Here is a 24205-nt window from a genome sequence, read left to right as displayed (position 1 = left end):
ACAGGGCTATTAGAATGGTGCTGTCCGTTTTTTCTTGTCCGCCGCCGCGGACCGCGGTCATCCTATATAAAAACAAAGGAGTCTCCCGTTGGGAGATACAGAGAGATCATGACAGCACAGAGCCGAACCTTCAGTTTCGAATTCTTTCCGCCCAAGACCCCGGAAGGGATTGCCAAGCTGCGCACCACGCGCCAGCAATTGGCTCAATTCAAGCCGCAGTTTTTCTCCGTCACCTTTGGCGCCGGCGGCACCACCCGCGACGGGACGCTGGCGACAGTGCTGGAAATCCGCAGTGAAGGCCACGCCGCCGCGCCGCACTTGTCCTGCATCGGTTCCACCCGCGAGAATATCGGGGCCATCCTCAACGAATACCGCAACAACGGCATCCGACACATCGTCGCATTGCGCGGCGACATCCCGTCCGGCATGGTGGCGGCCGGCGAGTTTCGTTACGCCAACGAGCTGGTGGAGTTCATCCGCGCCGAGCACGGCGATCATTTCCACATCGAAGTAGCGGCCTATCCGGAATTCCATCCGCAGGCGCGCTCGGCCGAGGACGATCTCAACAACTTCGTGCGCAAGGTCCATGCCGGCGCCAACTCGGCGATGACTCAGTATTTCTTCAACGCCGACGCCTATTTCCGTTTCGTCGACGAAGTTCAGGCCAGGGGTGTGAATATTCCCATCGTTCCGGGCATCATGCCGATCTCCAACTTCGGGCAACTGTGTCGTTTTTCCGACATGTGCGGCGCGGAAGTGCCGCGTTGGCTGCGCCAGCGCATGCAGGCCTATTACGACGACAGCGCGTCCATCCGCGCGCTGGGTTTGGACGTGGTGACCGAGTTGTGCGATCGCTTATTGCAGCACGGCGCGCCGGGTCTGCACTTCTACACGCTGAATCAGGCCGGCTTGGTGTCCACCATTTGGCAGCGGCTAGGTTTGTGAACGGGAACGCGCTCCCATGCAAAACGGCCCGGTGCACCGGGCCGTTTTGTTTCGAATCCACATGCGGCGCAAGGCCGCTCCGCCTTAAAGACCACGCAACTGGCCGAGCGGCAGTGAGGTCGTCCGCTTGATCTCCTTGAGCACGAAACTGGACTTCACATCGGCGACACCGGGGTGTTGCAACAGCTCGTCCATCACGAAGCGCGAAAAGTGCTCCATGTCCTCGAAATACACTTGCAGCAGATAGTCCATCTCGCCGGTCATCGCAAAGCAATTGATGACCTCCTGCCAGCTTTGCACCGCCTCGATGAAGCTTTGCAAATGCGCGTTGCCGCGTTTTTCCAGCGTAACCCGCACCCAGGCTTGCAGGCCCAAGCCAATGCGGGTGGGGTCCAGCAGCGCCACGTATTGGCGAATCACGCCGGACTCCTCCAGCTGTTTCAGGCGACGCAGGCAAGGGGATGGAGACAGGGCCACCCGTTCTGCTAATTCCACATTGGTTAAGCGGCCGTCATGCTGAAGTTCGGCCAGAATACGCAAGTCTGTCTTATCTAATGTAAGACTTGGCATGTTTTCTCCTAAAAGAGGCAAAATATTAGTGTTTTATACTTAGTTATTAATGGTTTCTTGGTATTTAGCAAGAAAATTGCCCCGTGGTTTCCATAGAATAAAAAGCCTAAAAACGCATTCTACACACGGCGCTAAAAAAGCACCGGGGTTTGTCGAGTGAATAAGACGGCGGAGATAAGATTCACATTTTGAGGAGAAGCTTGCCGCGCGTCACGGCAAGCTTAATCAACGCGCGGCTAGCGCGCCCCTCCTGATAAGTCTTTTTTCTTCCGACTTTTCCACGTGAAGCCAAATGCGTTGCGCAGGGCTTTTTACAACATGTCATGACAAGACTATCACAAGACATGTCATCAAAAGCTACTGTTATTTGTTTATAAACAAGCTTGTTGCGCGGAACGCAAGATCAAGTCGCCAGTTCAGAGCGGCGTCATGCTCCGCTTGCCGCCAACCGGCCACACACTCATCTACAACAGGAGAAACAGATGAAAATGGAAACTATGCTGCAGAATCCTCTGGCTACCGACGGTTTTGAATTTGTCGAATACACGTCCCCCACAACGGAAGGCATCGCCAAGCTGAAGGCCCTGTTCCTGTCGTTGGGGTTCAGCGAAGTCGCGCGCCACCGCAGCAAGAACGTCAGCCTGTTCCGCCAGGGCGATATCAATTTCATCTTGAACGGCGAACCGTCGCAGCCGGCCAACGCCTTTGGCCATGAACACGGCCCGTCGGCTTGTGCGATGGCGTGGCGCGTCAAGGACGCGGCCAAGGCCTATGAATACGCATTGGCCCACGGCGCCAAAAAGTACGAGCGCCCAATCGGTTTCATGGAGCTGAATATTCCTGCAGTGGAGGGGATTGGCGGCTCGGCGCTGTATTTCGTCGATCGCTACGGCCCGGAACACAGCATCTACGACGTGGACTTCGTGCCGCTGGAGGGCGTGGACCAGCATCCGGAAGGCGTGGGTCTGTATGAGATCGATCACCTGACCCACAACGTGTTCCGCGGCAATATGGCCAAGTGGGCGGGCTTCTACACCGATATCGCCAACTTCCGCGAAATCCGCTACTTCGACATCGAGGGCAAGCTTACCGGTCTGGTGTCCCAGGCGATGACCAGCCCCTGCGGCAAGATTCGCATCCCGATCAACGAGTCCTCCGACGACAAGAGCCAGATCGAGGAATTCCTGCGCGAATACCACGGCGAAGGCATCCAGCACATCGCGTTGACCACCCGCGACATTTACAAGACCGTGGAAACGCTGAAAGCCGCCGGCACTCGTTTTCTCGACACTCCCGACACCTATTATGAGAAAGTGGACGAGCGCGTGCCGGGACACGGCGAGGACCTGGAGCGTCTGCGCAAGAACCACATCCTGGTGGACGGCGCGCCGGTGGACGGTGCCGGCATCCTGCTGCAGATCTTTACCGAGACCGTGATCGGCCCGATCTTCTTCGAGATCATTCAACGCAAGGGCAACGAGGGATTTGGCGAGGGCAACTTCCGCGCGCTGTTCGAGTCGATTGAAGAAGATCAGATCCGCCGCGGCGTCATTTAAATAGCGGTTTACGATCCCGCGGGCCAAGGCGAAGCCAGCCGTTGCGGCTGAAGAAGCGGAGCGCGCCACGGCGCATGAGCATTCCGCAGCCGGTTCCACCACGGCGTCGCTGAGGCGCGGCAGACTACGAACCGGCTTTAAGCCCGCAGTTCTATCGATGCCATCCCGCCGCCTGGGCGGCGGGATTGAAGGACACACCATGCGTAAATGGATTCAATATCCCCACCGCGAAGGCACCGTCTCGCGCCAGGCGCACGCCGACTTTCCGGACACAGCCATTTATGAGCGCGAAGTGGGCCGCAGTGGTTTTTTCGGCCCCGCCACTCATCTGCATCACAAGCACCCGCCCACCGGCTGGAGCGCCTGGGAGGGCCCGCTGCGCCCGCGCGCTTTTGACCTGAACGAGCTGCCCAAGAACGTGGCCGCGCCCTGGGCCGCTCCGCTGGTGTTGCACAACGCCCAATGCAAGCTGCGCATCTGGAGCGTGGATCAGGCGATGACTCAGCTGTTCCGCAATGGCGACGGCGACGACATGCTGTTCATCCACGCCGGCAGTGGCGAGCTATTTTGCGATTACGGCCATTTGAGTTATCGCGACGGTGACTACATCCTGATGCCGCGCTCCACCAGTTGGCGTATCGAGCCGGCCGCGCCCACCACCATGCTATTGATTGAGGCGAGCAACGGCGCCTACCAGTTGCCGGACAAGGGGCTGGTGGGGCCGCACGCCATTTTCGACGAGGCGATGCTGGACGTGCCGGCGATCAACGACGCCTTCCGCGCCCAGCAGACCGAGGACGAGTGGCAAGTGGTGATCAAGCGCCGCGGCGCCCTGTCCACCGTGACCTATCCGTTCAATCCGCTGGACGCGATAGGTTGGCACGGCAACCATTCCGTCGCTCGCATCAACTGGCGCGACATCCGGCCGCTGATGAGCCATCGCTACCATTTGCCGCCGTCTGCGCACACGACTTTCGTCGCTGACGGTTTCGTGATCTGCACCTTTGTGCCGCGGCCGATAGAGTCCGATCCCGGCGCTTTGAAGGTCCCGTTCTATCACAACAACGACGATTACGACGAAGTGATCTTCTACCACGCCGGCGATTTCTTCAGCCGCGACAACATCAAGCCGGGCATGCTGACTTTCCACCCGGCCGGCTTCACCCACGGGCCCCATCCCAAAGCCTTCGCCAAGGCGATGACAGACCCCAAGACCTTTACCGACGAAGTGGCGGTGATGATAGACACGCGCGACGCGTTGGAGCAGGGGCCGCAGATGCCGGAGGTGGAGTGGGCCCAATATGTGGATAGTTGGAAACCCAAGCCCTGATTGTTTGAGTTCATTTCTACTGCGCAGGCTGATCTCGAAACTGTGATGCTCGAGGTACCGCTTGTACCGCTGCGCTTCTCGTTTCGACCTCAGCCCGCTTGCGCCGAAATGCTCCTCAAACGAAGCTTTCATGTCATACCAGTATCACTGGATTTTCAGCTGCCCAGCTGCAGAAAGAATAGAAGATGAAACTCGCCACTTATCAGAATCAAACTCGCGACGGCCAGTTGTTGGTTGTCAGCCGCGACCTGTCCCGCGCGGTGGCGGTGCCGCAGATCGCCGCCAGCCTGCAGCAGGCTCTGGACGGTTGGGACGCGCTGGCGCCGCGTTTGCAGGAGGTTTACGCCGCGCTTAACGAAGGCGAGGTGCCGGGCGCTTTCCCGTTTGAGGCGCAGCGTTGTCATAGCCCGCTGCCGCGCGCCTATCAATGGGCGGACGGTAGCGCCTATCTGAACCATGTCGAGCTGGTGCGCAAGGCGCGCGGCGCGGAAGTGCCGGCCAGCTTCTACCACGACCCGCTGATGTACCAGGGCGGCTCCGACGCCTTCCTGCCGCCGCTGGCGCCCATTCCGCTGCGCGACGAAGCCTGGGGCTTGGACTTTGAGGGCGAGGTGGCGGTGATCACCGGCGATGTGCCGCTTGGCGCCGACGCCGCCGCCTGCGCCGGTCATATCCGCTTGCTGATGCTGGTCAACGACGTCAGCCTGCGCAATCTGATTCCCAACGAACTGGCCAAGGGTTTCGGCTTTTTCCAGAGCAAGCCCGCCACCGCCTTCTCGCCGGTTGCGGTGACCCCGGATGAGCTGGGCGCGGCCTGGCGCGACGGCAAGGCGCATTTGCCGCTGCTGGTTGAATACAATGGCGCGCCTTACGGCCATCCCAACGCCGGCGTGGAAATGCAGTTCAGCTTCCCGCAGTTGGTGGCTCACGTAGCCAAGACCCGAGAACTGGCGGCCGGCTCCATCATCGGCTCCGGCACCGTGTCCAATCACGACCGTAGCGTAGGCTCCTGCTGCCTGGCGGAACAGCGGATGATAGAGACCATCGAGACTGGCGCGCCGACCACTCCGTTCATGAAAGTGGGCGACCGCGTTCGCATCGAGATGAAGGACGCCGCCGGCGCCAGCATCTTCGGCGCCATTGAGCAGATTGTGGTGAAGCATGACTGAACGCGTGCTGTACGGTTATTTCCGTTCCAGCGCCTCCTATCGGGTGCGCATCGCGCTGAATCTCAAGGGGCTGGATTACCGTTATCAAGCGGTCAATTTGCTCAAGGGCGAGCAGCGCAGCCCCGAGTATCTGGCGATCAACCCACAGGGCTTGGTGCCGTTGCTGGATGACGGCGGGGTCAAGATCGCGCAGTCCCTGGCCATCTGCGAATATCTGGACGAAGCCTATCCGGATACGCCGCGGCTGTTGCCGGCCGGCGCGGCGGCGAGGGCGCGGGTCCGCGCGCTGGCGCTGGCCATCGCCGCCGATATCCACCCATTACAAAACGTCCGGGTTGGCAAGTATCTGCAGACCGAGTACGGCAAGGACGAGGAAGGCAAGGCGGAATGGATACGGCACTGGATTCAGACCGGCTTCGACGCGCTGGAGCCGTTGCTGGCCGCAACGCCTGGCCGCTACGCGGCGGGCGAGCAGCCGACGCTGGCCGATGTTTGCCTGCTGCCGCAGGTATTCAGCGCCCGGCGTTTCGGCTTGGATCTGGCGGCTTATCCAAACATCGTTCGCATAGCCGACGCGCTGGAGCGGTTGTCGGCTTTCGCCGACGCGCATCCGTCTCGTCAGCCGGACGCGATCTAAGTCTTTGATCCGGCGGGCCGGTCTTCTCGGAGGACCGGCCCGTCTGTTTTTCCTGTCTGACGGCAGCTCGTTTTTTTGTAATTATTCCTTGACGCGAGTAGCGTCCTCTGATTAAATGCGTGGCTCTGACGGCGCGACAGCGCAGCAGTGATGGCCAGTTAGCTCAGTTGGTAGAGCAGCGGATTGAAAATCCGCGTGTCCGTGGTTCGATTCCGCGACTGGCCACCATCACCGCCTTAGCTTCAGCACCCGTCGGCCAGTTAGCTCAGTTGGTAGAGCAGCGGATTGAAAATCCGCGTGTCCGTGGTTCGATTCCGCGACTGGCCACCAGATACCAAAAAAGCCGAACTCGTTGAGTTCGGCTTTTTGCATTGCCGCTTGCTTCTGCCTTTCGATATATGATTAAATATAATATATATTGTTATGTTGAGGAGACAGGTCATGAGTTACGGCTATCCTGAATTAAGCGCGGAACTCGGCGCGGAGTTGAGCAAGCTGCGCAAGGAAATCCCGGAAACCATGAAAGGCTTCGGCCAGATGAGCCGCGCCGCTCACGCGGACGGCGCATTGTCGAACCGGACCAAGGAGCTGATCGCTCTGGCCATCGGCATCGCCAACCGTTGTCATGGTTGCCTGGCTTTCCACGCCAAGGCGCTGGTGGAACTGGGTTGCAGCCGCGCCGAATTCATGGAGATGTTGCAAGTGGCTATTTATATGGGCGGCGGTCCGTCCTTGATGACCGCGGCGGAGGCGCTGCAGGCCTATGAGCAGTTTGGCGGCGAGGCCGCGCCCAACTGATACCGGTTTGGATCAGAAAGCGCCCGCTCGCATTGATGGGCAGCGCCGCCGAGCGGGCGTATACTATGCGCTTCTGTTGTCGCGGGAGTTTGATGGTGTATCACTTCATCGCATCCGATCTGGATGGCACCTTGCTGGACCCCAATCACGCAGTGGACGATTTCACCGCCAGCACCTTGCAGGCTTTGCAAGCGCGCGGCGTGCAGTTCGCCATCGCCACCGGCCGCCATTATCTGGACGTGCAGGGCATCCGTCAGGCGCTGGGCATTCGCGCCCACCTGATCACCTCCAACGGCGCGCGGGTGCATGATCCCGACGACCAGCTGGTGCATCGCCAGGATATCGATCCCGCCCTGGTGCGCCGGCTGGCGCAAGCGGAATTCGCCGGCGGCACCGTGTTGAACTTCTATTTGGACGACGCCTGGCTGATCGATCAACCCTGCCAGTATTTGTTGAACTTCCACGCCGATTCCGGCTTGCGCTATCAATTGGCCGATCTGGCCGGACACAGCGGCGCGGGTGTCGGCAAGGTGCTCTACATCGGCGAGCACGCACATTTGCTGGAGGTGGAGCGCAAGCTGCACCAGGCCTTTGGCGATGAGCTGTACATTACTTTCTCGGCCGACGACTGCCTGGAAGTGATGGCGCCCGGCGTATCCAAAGGCCACGCGCTGGAGCTGGTGTTGGCGGATTTGGGCCTGGATAAGGCGCATTGCCTGGCTTTCGGCGACGGCCAAAACGATATCGAACTGCTGCGCACTGCCGGCCACCCGCGGATGATGGGCAACGCCCAGGCTCGTCTGGCAGAGCAACTGCCGGATGTGCCGCGCATAGGCAGCAACCGCGAGGCAGGGGTGGCCCGCCATTTGCGCGAGTTGTTCGCCTTGTAGTCGTAAACGGAGTTCCAATAAAAAACGCCAGCGCAAGCGCTGGCGTTTTGCATGTCGGGGCGCGCCCGTTCAGTCTTGCAGCGCTTGCGCCAGGCCGGCGGCCCGGTCGCCGACGATCAGGTGCCAGACGCCGGGAGCCACTTCCTGCATCGCCGCCACGCCGGCCGCGCGAGCGGCGTCCTGATTGAACAGCGCGCCCTGTTTCAGCTCCACGCGCAAGCGGGTATGGGCGATGGCTTCCACCTTGGCCAGATTGGCCGCGCCGCCCAGCGCCTGGAGCAGCGCCGCGGCCTGGTTCTGATCGGCGGCGGGCGTCGGTGTTGCGGCATGAAGCACTGGAGCCGGCGCGCTGGCGGGCGCGTCGACTTCGGCGTCCGCGCCGGCGCCGCGCAGATAGATTTCCATATCGGTTTTCAGGTTTTCCGACTGCGGGCCGAAGATGGCCTGGATGCCGGTGCCCACTACCACCACGCCGGATGCGCCCATGCTCTTGAGCTTGGCCTGATTCACCTTGGCGGGTTCCCGCACCGCGATGCGCAGGCGGGTGATGCAGGCGTCCAGGCTGCTGATGTTGCTGCGGCCGCCAAAGGCCAGCACCAATTCGCGCGCGCGCGCGTCTTCGCTGACTGTTTCGCCTGCATCGGCGCTCTCGTCCTCGCGGCCCGGGGTTTTCAGGTTGAACTTGGCGATGACGAAGCGGAACACCCCGTAGTAGATGGCCGCGTAGATCGGACCGAGGATGAACACGTACCAGGCGTGCTTGGCCTTATCTCCGATCAGGTTGAACATCAGGAAATCGATGCCGCCCTGGGAGAAGGTGAAGCCCATGTGCATGTCCAGGGTGTTGGCGATGAATTGCGCCGACGCCGCCAGGCAGGCATGGAGGAAATACAGCACCGGCGCCACGAACAGGAAGGAGAATTCGATGGGCTCGGTGATGCCGGTGAGGAAGGACGTTAGAGCGGCGGAAATCATGATGCCGCCCACTTTGACGCGGTTCTCCGGTTTGGCCGAATGCCAGATGGCGATGGCCGCGGCCGGCAGGCCGAACATCTTGAACAGGAAGGCCCCGGACAGGATGCCCGCGGTGGGGTCGCCGGCGAAGAAGCGGTTGATGTCGCCGTGTATCATTTTGCCGCTTACCGCGTCGGGGAAGGCGCCGATTTCAAAGAAGAAGGGCACGTTCCAGATGTGGTGCAGGCCAAAGGGCAACAGCAGACGCTCGACAAAGCCGTAGACGGTGGCGGCGGTGCGCGGATCGCTGACCGCGGCCCACTGCGAGAAGCTCTTGATGGCGTTGCCTATCGGCGGCCAGATGAAGGACAGAGCCACGCCCAGCGCGATGGCGCTGATGGCGGTGACGATGGGCACAAAGCGCTTGCCGGCGAAGAAGCCCAGATATTCGGGCAATTTGATCCGGTAATAGCGGTTGAACATATACGCCGCCAGTCCGCCGGCGAGAATGCCGCCGAACACGCCGGTCTGTATCGACGGCAGGCCCATGATGGTATCGGGTTTTACGCCCATCAGGCCGGCCATCACCCCTAGTGTGACGGTGGTGACCAGATGGCCGATCACCGCGGCGATCGCGGCCACGCCATCGTTCTCGGTAAAGCCCAGCGCCACGCCGACGGCGAAGATCAGCGGCAGATTGCCGAAGATCACGTCGCCGGCGTTTTTCATCAGCGACAGGATGGCCAGCACCACGGTGCTCTGGGTGTGGAAATCGGTGGCGCCTATGCCCAGCAGCAGGCCGGCTACCGGCAGCACGGCCACCGGCAGCATCAGCGCTTTGCCGATCTTTTGCAGAAATGCGAATGATTGACTAAACATGGTGGTTCATTCCTTGCTCAACAGCGTAGGAAATAGCGGGCGGCGCGCTCGCCGCCCCACATCGCTCCGGATGGCCGGAGATTCTCTTGCGTTTATCTGGCTTGCGCGTTCAGGTGTTCGCGGACTTCGCTCGCCGTGGACAGGGCCAGCGCCTGTTGCGCCAGGGTCCGGCACTCCTCCGCGCTCCAGCGCGACAGCGTGGCCTTGACCGCGGCCAGCGCCGGGGTGCTGACCGACAGCTCGGTGACGCCCATGCCCACCAGCAGCGGCGCGGCGCGCTCGTCTGAGGCCAGGCCGCCGCAGATGCCCACCCATTTGCCGTGGGCGCGCGCGCCGTCGCAGGTCATCGCTATCATCGCCAGCACCGCAGGGTGCAGCGCGTCGGCCTGCTTGGCCAGCTGCGGGTGGCCGCGGTCCATCGCCAGCACGTACTGGGTCAGGTCGTTGGTGCCGATGGAGAAGAAGTCCACTTCCGGCGCGAAGCGCGCGGCCATGACGGCGGCGGACGGCACTTCCACCATGATGCCCACCTTGACGTCTTGCCGGCCGCTGGCGGCTTGCTCTTCGGCCAGGACGGCCTTGGCGGCGCGCAGCTCGTCCAGCGAGGCCACCATCGGGAACATGATGTGCAGGCGGGTCAGCGGCGCGGCCTGCAGGATGGCGCGCAACTGGGTGCGCAGCAGGTCCGGACGCTCCAGGCTGACGCGGATGCCGCGCAGGCCGAGGAAGGGGTTGTCCTCCTTGGGCAGCGGCAGATAGGACAGCGGCTTGTCGCCGCCCACGTCCAGCGTGCGCACCACCAGCGGTCGTTCCGCGCCGAGCGCGCGGGCCACCGCGCAGTATTCCTCCGCCTGTTCCTGCTCGCTGGGCGGGGTGTCGCGGTTGTCGAACAGGAACTCCGAACGCAGCAGGCCCACGCCTTCGGCGCCCTTGGCCACCGCTTCGCGCGCGTCGGCGGCGTTGCGGATATTGGCCACCACTTCGATGCGGACGCCGTCGCTGGTGCGGGCTTCCCGCTGCGACATCGCCGCCTCGGCCGCGCGGCGTTCCGCGATTTGCGCGATCTCCGCCTCGGCGGTGGCCAGTTGCTCGGCGTTCGGCGCGATGCGCAGCGTGCCGCGGCCGCCGTCGATGATGACTTGTTCGCTGTCGGGCAGGGCCAGCGCGGCTTGGGAGATGCCACAGATCGCCGGGATGCCCAGCGAACGGGCCAGGATGGCCACGTGGCTGGTGGCGCCGCCGGTGCGGGTACAGAAACCCCGCACTTTTTTGGGATCCAGCGCGGCGGTGTCGGATGGAGTCAGGTCTTCCGCGATTAGAATGGAGCCGGCCGGCACGTCCAGGCTGGCCTGTTTGATGCCTGCCAGCAAGGCCAGCACCCGGCGGCCCACGTCGCGGATGTCGTTTGCGCGCTCTCGCAGCAGTGCGTTGTCTTGCGCTTCCAGGCGCGCGGAGTAGGAACTGAAGGCGGCGCGCCAGGACCAGGCGGCGGATTTGCCGTCCGCCAGGCCGGCGTAGGTTTGCGCCAGCAGGTCCGGGTCTTGCAGCAGTTCCTGGTGCATGGACAGGATGGCTTGTTTGGCTTTGTCGGTCAGTTGACTCTTGACCGCGTCTATCTGCTGGGCGGCTTCTTCAGTGGCGCGGGCGAAGTGCTGCTGCTCCAGGCTGGCGCCTTGGCCGAATTCCGGCACGTCGAATTCCTGCAGCCGGTGATGGTAAACGCGGCCGATGGCCAGGCCGGGAGAGGCGCCGACGCCGACCAGCAACTCCGCGCTTTCCAGTTGTTGGGCCGCGGCGGCGATGGGCGCGGGCGTTGCCGGCGCTTCGTCTTCGGCCTCGCCGCAGCGGTCCAGCAGCAGTTGGGTCAGTTCGGCCAGCGCCTGTTCAGCGTCCTCGCCGGCGGCTTCGATGCGCACTTTGTCGCCCTTGCGGGTGGACAGGCCCATCACGCCGACCACGGACTTGGCGTTGGCGGACTGTTCGTCCAGCAGCAAGTGGATGTCTGACTGGAAGCTTTTCGCCTTGCTGGCGAACACGGCGGCCGGGCGAGCGTGCAGGCCGGCTGGATTGGTGATTTCGATTTCCGGCGACAGCAGTTTGGCTCCGCCGGTCGGCGCCGCGGCGGCGGCCGCGCCGGCCAGTTCCAGCTCCAGCACCGCGGTCTTGCCGGCTTCGACCAGGCCGCTGGCACGGTGCATGGCGCTGACGGTTTCGTCGCCGTTGGTGATGATGATCTGGGTCAGCAGGCTTTGCGCGTTGCGCGCCACCAAATCCAGATTGAAGTCGATCAGCGCCTGACCTGCGTTGACGCTCTGTCCTTGTTCCACCAGCGGCTGGAAACCCTGGCCTTTGAGCATGACGGTGTCGATGCCGATGTGCACCATGACTTCCACGCCTTCGGGCGAGGTGATGGTGAGCGCGTGGTGCGCGGAATGGAGGTTGCTGACGACGCCGGAGACCGGCGCGAGCAGACTGCAGGAGGTGGGGTCCAGCGAGATGCCGTCTCCCACCATCTTGCCGGCGAACACCGGATCCGGGACGGTGTCCAGGGCGACCAGCCACCCGGAGAGGGGGGCGAGGATCTTCAGTCTTGGCAAGGGTGTGCTCATATGTAACTCCTCAGATCGGGAATTTATCAGTTGTTTTATTACGAGCGTCGGCCTGCTTCTTCATGAGCGGTTCCGCGTGGCGTGCCGGATAGGGTACACCGTACGGATAGGCCTGTCTTGATTCGATGGCACTGTGACATTCATGGCGCCGCAACAGTACAGACGCTTACTGTCCAACTGGCGATATGATGCCAATATTGTAGTTTAACTACATCGAAATAACGGTGCAGCTTGATGGCAATCAAGAAATTGCGCAAGTAGGAATTCACGTATTTGCACTAGTACGCGCGTCGGCGGCGGGGAAGGGAGCGGGACGGCTGCGGCGGGGATTGATTTTGCGTGGAAAAGAAGCCGCCTTGGCCGCGGGCGCGGCAACGGGGCGGCTGTTGCATTTTTGTTATGCCTGAAATGAAAAACGGCGGCCCGTCGGGGGCCGCCGCCTTGCCGCGCACCGGAGGCGCCGACGTTTCAAGCCTGGCGCTTGTTGTCGCCGAGGAAGAACAAGGCCAGTGAGCCGGCGATCAGGAAGGCCGGGTATTCCCAGCCGCCGCCTTCGTTGGCGAACATCCAGCCGTGGGCGCCGTGCACCAGCACGATGGTGCCGAGCAGCAGAGGGGTCAGCGCCAATGCCACCCAGCGGGCGAAGAAACCGGACAGCAGCAGAAGGCCACCGCCGACTTCGGCCAGGATGGCCAGGTAGCCGACAAAGCCGGGCAGGCCCAGGCTGGCGAAGTAGCCGGCGGTGCCGGCCGGGGTGAACACCAGCAGTTTGAGCAGGCCGTGGGACAAGTACATCAGACCCAGCGACAGACGCAGGATCAGGGTGCCGAGGGCGGGGTTCTGGAAGCGGTTCATGGTGGGTTCCAATCAAGTTTGCGATGGGGTGCATTTGACCATGTAGAGAAAAATCAATAAATCCGCTATTAATAAAAATATTGTTTACCAATAGGAAATTATCATGGACCGCTTTTCGGAAATCCGCGCCTTCGTTTGCGTGGCGGAGTTGGGCAGTTTTGCCGCCGCCGCGGAGCGGCTGGAGCTGTCGCGAGCGATGGTGACCAAGCTGGTGTCCAGTCTGGAAGGGCGTTTGGGTGTGAGGCTGATGCACCGCACCACGCGGCGTTTGTCGCTGACCGAGGCGGGCGAGACTTATCTGGGACAGGCCGGCGGACTGCTGGCCGAGCTTGACGATCTGGACGCCCGTTTATCGCAGGGCGCCAGCAGTCCGGTGGGGCGTTTGCGGGTGTCCGCGCCGGTTTCCTTCGGCATGCGCTACCTAGGGCGCGCAGTGGCGGGTTTTCATCTGCAGTATCCGCAGATCGAAGTGGAGCTGAACCTGAACGACAGGCGGGTGGACTTGGTGGAGGAGGGCTTCGATCTGGGTCTGCGGGTGTCGAACCTGTCCGACTCTTCCCTGGTGGCGCGCCGGCTGGCGCGAATACGGGATCTGGTCGTCGCTGCGCCCAGTTATCTGCAACGTTGCGGCACGCCGGCGAAGCCGGCGGATCTGGCCGAGCATCAGTGCCTGTTGTACGCGCTGACCGCGCAGCCCAATCTATGGGATTTCACCGCGCCGGACGGCAGCAGCGGCCGGGTCAGGGTCAAGGGCATGCTGCGAGCCAACAACGGCGACATCCTGACGGACGCCGCCGTCCACGGCATGGGGGTGATTCTGCAGCCGCGCTTTCTGGTGGAGCAGGGTCTGGCGGACGGCACGCTGGTGCCGCTGCTCAGCGATTACGACTGGCATTGCCTGGACCTGTCGGCGGTGTACCCGGCGCGGCGGCATGTGCCGGGCAAGGTCCGGGCTTTTGTCGATTATCTGCAGCAGTTCTTTCAATAGCGAACGGCCGACGACATTCAGCATGCGCTGGACGCCGTCGGCCGTTGCCAAGCTAAGAGACGGCTTATTCGTGCATCGCCAGGAAGCCCTTGAGCCGGCTTTCAATAATGCGCGGGTTTTCGCCGTTGGCGATAGAGACCAGGCCTTCCACCACCAGCTCTTTCAAGGCGACTTCCGAGGCGATCAGGTGCTTGAGCTTGTTGGCGATTGGCAGGAACAGCAGGTTGGCGGAACCGACGCCGTAAACGGTGGCGACGAAGGCGACGGCGATGCCGGCGCCAAGCTTGGACGGGTCCGACAGGTTTTCCATCACGTGGATCAGGCCCAGCACCGCGCCCAGAATGCCCATGGTCGGCGCGTAGCCGCCGGCGGATTCCCAGATCCGCGCCGCCTGTTTGCGCGCGTGCTCGAACATGGAGATCTCCACATCCATCACCGATCGCAGGGTGTCAGGCTCCGCGCCGTCCACCAGCATTTGCAGCGCCTTCTTGATGAAGGGATCCTTCTGCAGATTGATGTAGCCTTCCAGCGCCAGCAGGCCGCCCTTGCGCGCGGTCTGGCTCCAGTTGATGATCTCGCGGATCATCTTGTCGTGGTCCAGCACAGGCGGCTGGAAAATCCATTTCAGCATGCGCACGCCGGCGGCGAATTGCTTGGGCGTGCTTTGCAGCATCACCGCGCTGACCGTGCCGCCGATGACGATCATGAAGGCGGTCAGCTGCATCAGGGAGCCGATGTTGCCGCCTTCCAGCGCCTGTCCCGCGATAATGGCGGTCAGGCCCATCAGAATGGCTACAATGCTTATTTTATCCACGCGAAGTTCCGGTTTTTAATGTTATGCCGCGTTAGGGCGCGGAGGTTCAGAGCCAGTCCTTGATGCGCGCGCGCAGCCGGGCGATGGCCTGGCTGTGCAGTTGGCTGACCCGCGATTCGGAGACGCCCAGCACCGCGCCGATTTCCTTCAGGTTCAATTCCTGCTCGTAATACAGGGACATCACCAACTGGTCGCGTTCCGGCAGCAGCTTGATGCCGTCTATCAGCGCTTGGCGGAAGCCGCCGTCGGCCAGCGCGGCGAACGGGTCTGGAGAGTCCTCGTCGGCGACATTGGCCACCGCGTCGGGCAGCGCGTCGCCGTCGTCGTTGGAAAAGTCCTCGAAATGCAGCAAGGTCATGCCGCGGCAATCGCCAAGCATGTCTTGGTATTGCTCCAGTTCCAGCCCCATCTGAGCGGCGATTTCTGACTCCAGAGGCGAGCGGCCCAACTGATGTTCCAGCTGGCGGACGGCGTCCTCGATCTGGCGCGAGTGACGGCGCGCTTGGCGCGGCATCCAGTCTTCGCGGCGCAGTTCATCCAACATCGCGCCGCGCACTCGTTGGCTGGCGAAGGTTTCGAACATCACGCCCTGGGCCGGATCGAACTGGCGCGCGGCCTCGATCAGGCCGATGACGCCGACCTGGATCAGATCGTCGATGTCGACCGAGGCCGGCAGGCGGGCGATCATCATGCCGGCCAGCTTCTTGACCAGCGGCGCGTAGGCCTCCACGTCGATTTCGACGGGAGGCGAGGCGGCGGCGTAGCCGGTTCGGCGTAAGGACGGCAAGGTCATAGCGGTTTGACTCCATCCGCCTCGGCCCAATCGCGCGAGGCGGCAATCAACAAATCCATGAATCCGGTGCCGCTGCGCGGCGTTTCCTGGGTGTCCCACTGCGGCAGCACCGCGGCCAGCTGAGAGAAGGCCATCGCGGCCTCGCTGTCCGGAAACGCCTCCATCAGCGGCCGGCGCAGCGTCTGGCTGCGGCGCACCGCGTTGTCCATCGGCACGAAGCCCACCCAGCGCAGCGATACCGACAAGAATTCGCCGGTGGCGGCGGACAGCCGGGTGAACAGTTCGCGCGCTTCCTCCAGATGGCGCGCGCGGTTGATCAGCACATTGAAGCGCTGGCGGCCGTAGCTGCCGGACAACCTCTTGATATTAGCGTAGGCCGTTGTCAGCGACTCCGCCGCCGGCGTGAGCACTAATACCAAATTGTCCGCCACGCTGGCGGGCACCGGGTCGTGAGCGGGGCTGGGGGCGTCAACCAATAACACCGAGGCGTCGCGCTCCAGCGCGGCGAACTCGCTGCCCAAGCGCAGCCACAACTGGGCGGAGAACAGCGCGCGCTCTTCCGGGCGCGCGTAGAGATTGATCAACTGAATGCCTTGGCGCGAGCTCACCATCATCTCATCCAGCCCGCCCAGGGTCAGCACCTGGCTTTCCAGCGTGGCGGTGGTGGGCACGCCCAGCCGGCGCGCCTGCACTTGGCCCAGCGTGCAGTCCACCAGCAGCGGCCGCTGGCCGGCGTAGGCCAGGCCCAGCGCCAGTTCGGTGGCCAGAGTGCTGGCGCCGGCGCTGGCGGAACCGATGAAGGCGAAGCTAGGCGCGCGCGCGGACCGGGCGCTGAGCAGGCGGAGGCTGGCGGCTTGATCCTGCATCGCGCTTATAGCCATCCGGCCTGGGCCGCGTTCATGATGGGCAGTTCGTCGGCCTGAAGGGTGAAGGGGGAATGCTGCTGCTGCGAGCGCATCGCGCGGTCCACTAGGAAGCCGGCGTGGGCGGCGTGCAGGTCTTCCGGCACGCGCTGTCCGTTGGTGATGTAGAACAGACGCAGCCGGTTGCGGATGATTACGTCCAAGCTGGGGCCCATCGCCACGGATTCGTCTATTTTGGACAAGACGCAGCCGGTGAGGCCGTCGCCGCGATAGCGGCGCACCACGTCTTCCAGCGTCTGGCCGTCGGCGTTGGAGGCCAGCAGCAGCAGCCGCTCTATCGGCCGGCCGGCGGTGCGGAACATTTCAATCTGCGCCAGTACTCGGGCGTCGCGCTGGCCCATGCCCACGGTGTCGATGAAGACGATGTGGCGGTTGGAAAGATCCGCCAGCGTTAGCTGCAGATCGCCCTCGTTCTGGATGGAGAACACCGGGATGCCGAGAATCTTGCCGTAAATGCGCAATTGGTCCTGAGCGCCGATCCGGTAGCTGTCGGTGGTGATCAAAGCCACATGCTGGGCGCCGAAGCGCATGGTGGCGCGCGCCGCCAGCTTGGCCACGGTGGTGGTTTTACCCACGCCGGTGGGGCCGACCAGCGCGTAGATGCCGCCGCGGTCCATGATCTCCTTGTCGGAGTCCGCGCACTTCAGGTTGTGCATCAGCGCCGAGCGCGCCCATTTGACCGCGACCTCGGCCTCATATTGAGCCGGCATCTTTTCGATCAGTTGGCGGATCAGGTGGGCGGAAAAACCCATGGCCAGCAGGTGCTTGAACAATTCGAGGCGATTGGGCGCCTTGCCTTCCATATCGGACCAGGCGAAGCTGGCCAGCTGGCTTTGCAGCAGGCTGCGCAGCAGCTTGATCTCGTCGCCGATCTGCTTGAGCTCCTGAGCCATCACCTCCGGCTCCTCGCCGTTGTTCGCGACGGGAGGCGCGGTGGGGCGGGGCGGCGGGGCGCTTGGAGCCGGCGCTTGCGCGCGCGGCGCGGCGGCGGCTTGCGGCGCGGTTTGCGCGTATTGCTGCGGCGGATAGGATGGCTGGGCCGGCCGGGGCGCGGCTTGGGGTTCCGGCGCAAAGGCCGGTTCAATGCGCTGGCGCGGTTGCTGCGCCTCGATGCGCGGCGGCGGCGGGCTGTCCAGCGGTTCAACCGGCATCGCGTAAGTGCGGGCGATGGCGCGGTTGACTGCCGCTCCGGCCGGGGTGGGCAGCGGCGAGGGCGCGCGGTTGACCACCGGCGGCGCGTTGCGCGGCGGGTGCTTGCTGGAGGAGGTGGCCAGGTTGGTGGCGAGGTTGGCGACGTCGGCGTCCGCCACCGCCATGATTTCCACCCCTCCGCCCATGGTGGGGCGGTTGGACAAAATCAGGGCGTCCGCGCCCAGTTCTTCTCGAACTTGTCTGAGCGCGTCACGCGTGGTTTTGCCGAAAAACTTTTTCACCACCATGTTCGATTAGCCCTTGCTTCCCCCAATTACAGCAATTATACGAATTGATTTATTGTCCGGTATCTCATTATGAGAAATAACACGCAGCTGCGGCAGCGCGCGGCGCAAGAAGCGCGCGAGCAAGGGCCGCAGGCCCGGCGCGGTCAAGAGTACCGGATTGTACCCTTGAATTTCCACTTGTTCGGTTTCCTGGGCGGCGCTGGCCAGCAGATTTTCCGCCAGGCCGGGTTCCAGGCCGCCTCCGGTCTTGGACTGGACCGCCTGCATCAGCACATTTTCCAATGTCGGTTCCAGGGTCATCAAGGGTAATTCTTGCTCGCCGGGAAATAATTGCTGGACGATGACGCGGGACAAGGCGGTGCGGACGATGTTGGTCAGCTCGTCGATGTCCTGGGTGGTGGTCACGTGATCGGCCAGCGTTTCCAGTATGGTGCGGAAATCGCGGATGTGGATGCCTTCGGTCAACAACTGCTGCAGCACTTTTTGCAGCGTGCCCACCGGCACCACCTTGGGCACCAGGTCTTCGATCAGCTTCGGCGACTCCTTGGCCTGGTGATCAATCAAGGCCTGCACTTCCTCACGGCCCAGCAGCTCCGCCGCGTGGGTCTGCAGCAAGTTGGAGATGTGGGTGGCCACCACGGTGCTGGCGTCCACCACGGTGTAGCCCAGGCTCTGCGCCTCTTCGCGCTTGCCGGCGTCTATCCAGATCGCCGGCAGGCCGAAGGCCGGATCGGTGGTGGGAGTGCCGGTGAGCTCGCCGTTGACCCGGCCTGGATTGATGGCCAGGTATTGACCGATGAAGGCTTCGCCGGTGCCCAGCTCCACGCCCTTGAGTAGGATGCGGTAGGCGTTGGGCTTGATTTCCAGGTTGTCGCGGATATGGACCGGCGGCACCAGAAAGCCCAGCTCCTGCGCAATTTTTTTGCGGATGCCGCGGATGCGGCGTAGCAGCTCCCCGTCTTGGCTGCGGTCCACCAGCGGAATCAGCCGGTAACCCACCTCCATGCCCAGTTGGTCCACGTGCTGCACATCGTTCCAGCTTACTTCCGTCGTGGTGTGTTCCGGCGGCGGCGCGGCCTGTTGCTGCTGTTCGGCCTGCAGTGCCTCGGCTTTCTGGCGTTTCTCCATCACCCAGCCCAGCAGGCCCAGGCTGCCGGCGATCAGCAGGAAGGAGAAGTGCGGCATATTGGGAATCAGGCCGACCATGCCTATCACCGCGGCGGTGATGTACAGCACTTGAGGTTTGGTGAACATCTGGCCGAGGAATTGCTCGGACATGTCCTTGTCGGTGCCCACGCGCGACACCACGATGCCGGCGGCGGTGGAGATGATGAGTGCGGGGATTTGCGCCACCAGACCGTCGCCGATGGTCAGCAGAGTGTAGGTCTTGGCGGCGACGCCGGCGTCCAGATCATGCTGGACCATGCCGACGATCAGACCGCCTAAGATATTGATGACGATGATCAGGATGCCGGCCATGGCGTCGCCGCGCACGAACTTGGAGGCACCGTCCATCGCGCCGAAGAAGTTGGCTTCCTCCGCGATGGTGGAGCGGCGCGTGCGCGCTTCGTCCTCGCCGATCAGGCCGGCGTTGAGGTCGGCGTCGATCGCCATCTGTTTGCCGGGCATCGCGTCCAGCGTGAAGCGGGCGCTCACTTCGGCGATGCGGCCGGCGCCCTTGGTGATCACCACGAAGTTGATGATGGTGATGATGACGAACACCACGATGCCGATGGCGACGTTGTCGCCGATCAGGAAGTGGGCGAAGGATTCGATCACCTTGCCGGCTGCGTCCGGCCCGGAGTGCCCCTCCAGCAGAATCACCCGGCTGGAGGCTACGTTCAGCGACAGCCGCAGCAGGGTGGTGACCAGCAGCACGGTGGGGAAGGCGGAAAAGTCCAGCGGTTTGCGCACGTTGATCCCCACCAGCAACACAATCACCGAGACGGCGATGTTGAAAGTGAAGAAAATGTCCAGCAGCACCGGAGGCAGCGGCAGCACCATCATCGCCAGAATCAGGATGATGAGCACGGGGCCGGCCAACTGGGTGACTTTGAAGCGCTTCAGTATGTCTAGTATGGAGTCCATGCTGGATTTATGGCTCAAGCCGGTCGAATCGGTTCGTCGACCTTATCATTATGGTGGCGTCGCATCTTGCTGGCGTTTGCTTTGCGGGTCAAGTTCGGCGGGCACGTCCAACTGGTCCGGGAACACCGGGGCCAGGCCGCCGTTGTCCTGGTAGCTCTTGAGCTGGAACACATAGGCCAGCACTTGGGCGGCGGCGGCGTAGAGCTTGGCGGGGATGTCGTCGCCTAGCTCGGCGTGGAAGTACAGCGCGCGGGCGAAGCTGGGCGAGCGCATGACGATGACGCGGTGCTCTTTGCCGGTGTCTATGATTTTTTCCGCCAGCTTAAGCGAACCCTTGGCCACCACTTGCGGCGCGCGCATGCCGTCGTCGTACTTGATCGCCACCGCGTAGTGGGTAGGGTTGGTGACGATGACGTTGGCGCTGGGGATCTCCTGCATCATGCGTTTGCGGGCGGCTTCGCGCTGCATTTGGCGGATGCGGCCTTTGACCTCGGGCGAGCCTTCGGCTTCCTTGTATTCCTGCTTGACCTCTTCCTTGGTCATGCGCAGTTTCTTGTGATAGCTCCACAGCTGAAACGGCACGTCGATAGCCACCAGCAGAATCATCGCCGAAGTCACCACGAAGAAGGTGGTGATGATCATATCGGTCATCTTGGCGATGCCGGTAGGCAGGGGCATGGAAATCAAGCCTATGATCTCAGTGCGTTCGCGCCAGATGAACCAGGTGGCGATGCCGCCGATCAGCACGCTTTTGAGAATAGCCTTGACGGCCTCGGTGGCGGCGTTGACGGAGAACATGCGCTTGATGCCGGGCAGCGGGTTGAGTTTGCTGAATTTGGGCTCGATCGCTTTGAAAGTGAGGTTCCAGCCACCCACCAGCATGGGCACGAACAGCGCCACCAGCGCCAGGCCGGTCAGCAGCGGAGCCAGGCTCCACAGCGCGCTGAAAATGGTTTCCTTGAAGCGGAGCAGCGCCGGCTCCACATTGCGCACCGTGGTCTGGTCGAAGGTGAGCAGGGCGCGCATGGTCTGCGCCAGATTGGCGGCGATATGGCCGCCCTGGGCCATCAGCAGCGCCACGCCGGCCATGGTGATGGCGAAGGTGGTCAGTTCCCGCGAGCGGGGGATGTTGCCGTCTTCGCGGGCGAGGCCCAGCCGTTTCGCGGTGGCGGGTTCGGTGCGTTCGAGGTCGGAATCTTCAGCCATGTCCGGTGTTTCATGCTTCTGTCTTGATTTTAAAGAGAATGGTAGCCGAAGCGGCGAGGCCGGGCCAGCTTTTCCGAGGCGGCTTCAAGTCGGGTACAATGGCGGCGTCAACGATGGAATGAACACAATGCGACAGTATCTCGACCTGATGCGCCATGTGCTGGAACATGGCCACGACAAGTCCGACCGCACCGGCACCGGCACCCGTTCGGTATTCGGCCACCAGATGCGCTTCGACCTGCAACAGGGTTTTCCGCTGATCACCACCAAGAAATGCCATCTGCGTTCCATCATCCACGAACTGCTGTGGTTCCTGTCCGGCGACACCAATATCCGCTATCTGAAGGAAAACGGCGTGTCGATCTGGGATGAGTGGGCAGATGAAAACGGCGATTTGGGGCCGGTCTACGGCTACCAGTGGCGCAGTTGGCCTGCGCCGGACGGCCGCCACATCGACCAGATCGCCAATGTGGTGGCGATGATCAAGAACAATCCGGATTCGCGCCGCTTGATCGTGTCGGCCTGGAACCCGGCGCTGGTGGATGAGATGGCGCTGCCCCCCTGCCACAGCCTGTTCCAGTTCTACGTGGCCGACGGCAAGCTGTCCTGCCAGCTCTATCAGCGCTCCGCCGATATCTTCCTGGGGGTGCCCTTCAATATCGCCAGTTACGCCTTGCTGACCATGATGATGGCGCAAGTGTGCGGGCTGCAAGCGGGCGAGTTTGTGCATACCCTGGGCGATGCGCACCTGTACAGCAACCATCTGGAGCAGGCCGAGCTGCAACTGTCGCGCGAGCCGCGCGCCTTGCCGACGCTCAAACTCAATCCGCAGGTCAAGGATATCTTCGGCTTCAAGTTCGAGGATTTCGAACTGGAAGGCTACGATCCGCATCCGCACATCAAAGCGGCGGTGGCGGTATGACGGCGGTGGAAAGGCCGCGCTTGACCCTGGTGGCGGCGATGGCGGCCAAGCGGGTGATAGGCATAGACAACCGCTTGCCTTGGCATTTGCCGGAGGATCTCAAGCATTTCAAGGCGGTGACGCTGGGCAAGCCGGTGATCATGGGCCGCAAGACCTGGGATTCGATCGGCCGGCCCTTGCCGGGCCGCCGCAACATCGTGGTGACGCGCCAAGCGGATTGGAGCGCCGACGGCGCGGAGGCCGCGCATTCGCTGGAGCAGGCGCTGGCTTTGGCCGGCGCGGTGGAAGAGGTGTGTTTGATCGGCGGCGCCGAGCTGTACCGCCAGGCGATCTCCAGCGCGGACTGCCTGCGGCTGACCGAGATCGCAGGAGAGTATCCGGGCGACGCCCATTTCCCCGAGGTGTCCGCCGAACTCTGGCGCGAGGACAGCCGCGAGGCGCACGTCAGCGCCGATGGCCTGGCTTACGCCTTCGTCGATTACCTGCGGCGTTGAGGCCGGCAGGGTCTCCAATTCAAAAAGCCCGCGGCAACGCGGGCTTTTTGTGTCGCCGCGATTTTTTACATTCGCGCGATCATCGCGTCGCCAAAAGCGGAGCAGCTGACTTCGACGGCCCCGTCCATCAGGCGGGCGAAGTCGTAAGTCACCTGCTTGTCGGCGATGGCGGCTTCCATCGCCTTGATCACCAGATCGGCGGCCTCCTTCCAACCGAGGTGGCGCAGCATCATTTCTGCGGACAGGATCAGCGAGCCGGGATTGACTTTGTCCTGGCCCGCGTATTTGGGCGCTGTGCCGTGGGTGGCTTCAAACACCGCGTATTGATCCGAAATGTTGGCGCCGGGTGCGATGCCGATGCCGCCCACCTGCGCGGCTAGCGCGTCGGAGATGTAGTCGCCGTTCAGGTTTAGCGTGGCCACCACGTCGTATTCCGCCGGGCGCAGCAGGATTTGCTGCAGGAAGGCGTCGGCGATGGCGTCCTTGACCATGATGTCGCGGCCAGTCTTCGGGTTTTTGAACGCGCACCACGGGCCGCCATCGACAGGCGTCGCGCCGAACTCGTCCTTCGCCAGAGCGTAGGCCCAGTCGCGGAAGCCGCCCTCGGTATACTTCATGATGTTGCCCTTGTGCACGATGGTCACGCTCTTGCGGTCGTTGTCTATCGCGTAGCGGATGGCTGCGCGTACCAGGCGTTCGGTGCCGTCTTTGGACACCGGCTTGATGCCTATGCCCGATGATTCTGGAAAGCGAATCTTCTTCACGCCCATTTCGTCCTGAAGGAAGGCGATTACTTTCTTGGCGGCGTCGCTGCCCGCTTGCCATTCGATGCCGGCATAGATGTCTTCGGTATTCTCTCGGAAGATCACCATATCGGTCAGTTCCGGCTGTTTCAGCGGCGAGGGCACGCCCTTGAAGTAACGAACCGGCCGCACGCACTGGTACAGGTCCAGCTCCTGGCGCAGCGCCACGTTGAGCGAACGGATGCCGCCGCCCACCGGGGTGGTCATCGGTCCTTTGATGGACACCGAATACGTTTTCAATGCGTCGAAGGTTTCTTTCGGCAGCCATTCATCCGGGCCATAGAGCCGGGTGGATTTTTCGCCGGCGTACACTTCCATCCAATGAATCTTTTTCTTGCCGCCATAGGCTTTGGTCACCGCGGCGTCTATCACCTTGATCATTACCGGGGTGATGTCCACGCCTATGCCGTCGCCTTCGATGAAAGGAATGATCGGATGGTCGGGCGCCGGCTGGCCGGGGATGATCTTCTCGCCGTTAGCCGGAACCTTGATATGGGTGACGCTCATACTTTCTCTCCTGAGGGTGGGGTGCGCAACGGCACG

The 24205-nt window shown here is 62.6% G+C and carries 21 protein-coding genes and 2 tRNA genes; 12 read left to right on the top strand and 11 right to left on the bottom strand.

Translation table 11 applies throughout. From position 1 onward, the window contains the following. The first annotated feature begins 108 nt into the window (after positions 1-108). Positions 109-945 carry a methylenetetrahydrofolate reductase [NAD(P)H] gene (metF, locus tag MOV80_RS06370; RefSeq protein ID WP_019103730.1) on the top strand — a complete coding sequence of 279 codons (837 nt, stop codon included), beginning with the start codon at positions 109-111 and terminating at the stop codon, positions 943-945. Between the two features lie 84 nt (positions 946-1029). On the opposite strand, the gene MOV80_RS06365 is transcribed toward metF, so the two are convergent. Further along, the gene (locus tag MOV80_RS06365) at positions 1030-1515 is read right to left on the bottom strand and encodes an Lrp/AsnC family transcriptional regulator (protein WP_249604935.1); all 486 of its coding nucleotides are present in this window, start codon (positions 1513-1515) and stop codon (positions 1030-1032) included. 482 nt (positions 1516-1997) lie between these two features. Between MOV80_RS06365 and hppD the strand changes: the two genes are divergently transcribed. From hppD to MOV80_RS06325, 8 genes are all read left to right on the top strand, one after another. Continuing rightward, entirely contained in the window at positions 1998-3071 is a 1074-nt protein-coding gene (hppD, locus tag MOV80_RS06360; RefSeq protein ID WP_019103728.1) for a 4-hydroxyphenylpyruvate dioxygenase, read from the top strand. A 199-nt stretch (positions 3072-3270) separates the two neighbouring features. After that, positions 3271-4401 carry a homogentisate 1,2-dioxygenase gene (locus MOV80_RS06355; protein ID WP_019103727.1) on the top strand — a complete coding sequence of 377 codons (1131 nt, stop codon included), beginning with the start codon at positions 3271-3273 and terminating at the stop codon, positions 4399-4401. A gap of 185 nt (positions 4402-4586) precedes the next feature. Next, positions 4587-5570 carry a fumarylacetoacetate hydrolase family protein gene (locus tag MOV80_RS06350; protein WP_043642212.1) on the top strand — a complete coding sequence of 328 codons (984 nt, stop codon included), beginning with the start codon at positions 4587-4589 and terminating at the stop codon, positions 5568-5570. Then, positions 5563-6207 (top strand): maleylacetoacetate isomerase, encoded by a 645-nt coding sequence (maiA, locus tag MOV80_RS06345; RefSeq protein ID WP_161524231.1) that lies wholly within the window; start codon positions 5563-5565, stop codon positions 6205-6207. Before MOV80_RS06350 ends, maiA begins: the two co-directional genes overlap by 8 nt. A 152-nt stretch (positions 6208-6359) precedes the next feature. Next, a tRNA-Phe gene (locus MOV80_RS06340) sits at positions 6360-6435 on the top strand. A gap of 26 nt (positions 6436-6461) precedes the next feature. After that, a tRNA-Phe gene (locus MOV80_RS06335) sits at positions 6462-6537 on the top strand. Positions 6538-6648: 111 nt separating this feature from the next. Beyond that, positions 6649-7005, top strand: coding sequence for a carboxymuconolactone decarboxylase family protein (locus MOV80_RS06330; protein ID WP_019103724.1), 357 nt, complete (start codon positions 6649-6651; stop codon positions 7003-7005). Positions 7006-7097: 92 nt separating this feature from the next. Further along, entirely contained in the window at positions 7098-7895 is a 798-nt protein-coding gene (locus MOV80_RS06325; protein WP_019103723.1) for a Cof-type HAD-IIB family hydrolase, read from the top strand. A gap of 69 nt (positions 7896-7964) precedes the next feature. Here the strand turns inward: MOV80_RS06325 and ptsG are convergent, their stop codons facing one another. From ptsG to MOV80_RS06310, 3 genes are all read right to left on the bottom strand, one after another. Next, positions 7965-9728 (bottom strand): PTS glucose transporter subunit IIBC, encoded by a 1764-nt coding sequence (gene ptsG, locus MOV80_RS06320; protein ID WP_107731536.1) that lies wholly within the window; start codon positions 9726-9728, stop codon positions 7965-7967. A gap of 92 nt (positions 9729-9820) precedes the next feature. After that, positions 9821-12337, bottom strand: coding sequence for a phosphoenolpyruvate--protein phosphotransferase (gene ptsP / locus MOV80_RS06315; RefSeq protein ID WP_249604934.1), 2517 nt, complete (start codon positions 12335-12337; stop codon positions 9821-9823). A 468-nt stretch (positions 12338-12805) separates the two neighbouring features. Continuing rightward, a complete protein-coding gene (locus tag MOV80_RS06310) occupies positions 12806-13192 on the bottom strand; it encodes a DoxX family protein (protein WP_019103721.1) in 387 nt (128 codons plus the stop codon). A gap of 103 nt (positions 13193-13295) precedes the next feature. Between MOV80_RS06310 and MOV80_RS06305 the strand changes: the two genes are divergently transcribed. Continuing rightward, positions 13296-14180, top strand: a complete 885-nt coding sequence (locus MOV80_RS06305) for a LysR family transcriptional regulator (RefSeq protein ID WP_019103720.1) — start codon at positions 13296-13298, stop codon at positions 14178-14180. Between the two features lie 64 nt (positions 14181-14244). On the opposite strand, the gene MOV80_RS06300 is transcribed toward MOV80_RS06305, so the two are convergent. The 6 genes from MOV80_RS06300 to flhB are packed head-to-tail and all read right to left on the bottom strand — an operon-like array spanning position 14245 to position 21443. After that, a complete protein-coding gene (locus MOV80_RS06300; protein ID WP_039756256.1) occupies positions 14245-14994 on the bottom strand; it encodes a flagellar motor protein in 750 nt (249 codons plus the stop codon). A gap of 46 nt (positions 14995-15040) precedes the next feature. Next, positions 15041-15787 carry an RNA polymerase sigma factor FliA gene (locus tag MOV80_RS06295; protein WP_043590783.1) on the bottom strand — a complete coding sequence of 249 codons (747 nt, stop codon included), beginning with the start codon at positions 15785-15787 and terminating at the stop codon, positions 15041-15043. After that, on the bottom strand, positions 15784-16653 hold the full coding sequence (locus tag MOV80_RS06290; protein WP_043642233.1) for a flagellar synthesis regulator FleN: 870 nt from the start codon (positions 16651-16653) through the stop codon (positions 15784-15786). Before MOV80_RS06290 ends, MOV80_RS06295 begins: the two co-directional genes overlap by 4 nt. A 5-nt stretch (positions 16654-16658) precedes the next feature. Then, a complete protein-coding gene (flhF, locus tag MOV80_RS06285; RefSeq protein ID WP_107731538.1) occupies positions 16659-18149 on the bottom strand; it encodes a flagellar biosynthesis protein FlhF in 1491 nt (496 codons plus the stop codon). Between the two features lie 6 nt (positions 18150-18155). Further along, positions 18156-20237 (bottom strand): flagellar biosynthesis protein FlhA, encoded by a 2082-nt coding sequence (gene flhA, locus MOV80_RS06280; RefSeq protein WP_039756267.1) that lies wholly within the window; start codon positions 20235-20237, stop codon positions 18156-18158. 48 nt (positions 20238-20285) lie between these two features. Then, positions 20286-21443 (bottom strand): flagellar biosynthesis protein FlhB, encoded by a 1158-nt coding sequence (gene flhB, locus MOV80_RS06275; RefSeq protein ID WP_043590786.1) that lies wholly within the window; start codon positions 21441-21443, stop codon positions 20286-20288. A 127-nt stretch (positions 21444-21570) separates the two neighbouring features. Here flhB and MOV80_RS06270 point away from each other — a divergent pair, with 127 nt between their 5' ends. Both MOV80_RS06270 and MOV80_RS06265 read left to right on the top strand, forming a co-directional pair. Then, positions 21571-22365, top strand: a complete 795-nt coding sequence (locus MOV80_RS06270) for a thymidylate synthase (RefSeq protein ID WP_043642239.1) — start codon at positions 21571-21573, stop codon at positions 22363-22365. After that, positions 22362-22859 carry a dihydrofolate reductase gene (locus MOV80_RS06265; RefSeq protein ID WP_174243648.1) on the top strand — a complete coding sequence of 166 codons (498 nt, stop codon included), beginning with the start codon at positions 22362-22364 and terminating at the stop codon, positions 22857-22859. Before MOV80_RS06270 ends, MOV80_RS06265 begins: the two co-directional genes overlap by 4 nt. 65 nt (positions 22860-22924) lie before the next feature. On the opposite strand, the gene icd is transcribed toward MOV80_RS06265, so the two are convergent. Beyond that, a complete protein-coding gene (icd, locus tag MOV80_RS06260; RefSeq protein ID WP_019100884.1) occupies positions 22925-24169 on the bottom strand; it encodes an NADP-dependent isocitrate dehydrogenase in 1245 nt (414 codons plus the stop codon). Between the last annotated feature and the right edge of the window lie 36 nt (positions 24170-24205).

Source organism: Chromobacterium sp. IRSSSOUMB001, assembly GCF_023507765.1.
GTDB lineage: Bacteria > Pseudomonadota > Gammaproteobacteria > Burkholderiales > Chromobacteriaceae > Chromobacterium > Chromobacterium haemolyticum.
This window is presented reverse-complemented; position numbering and strand designations above follow the sequence as displayed.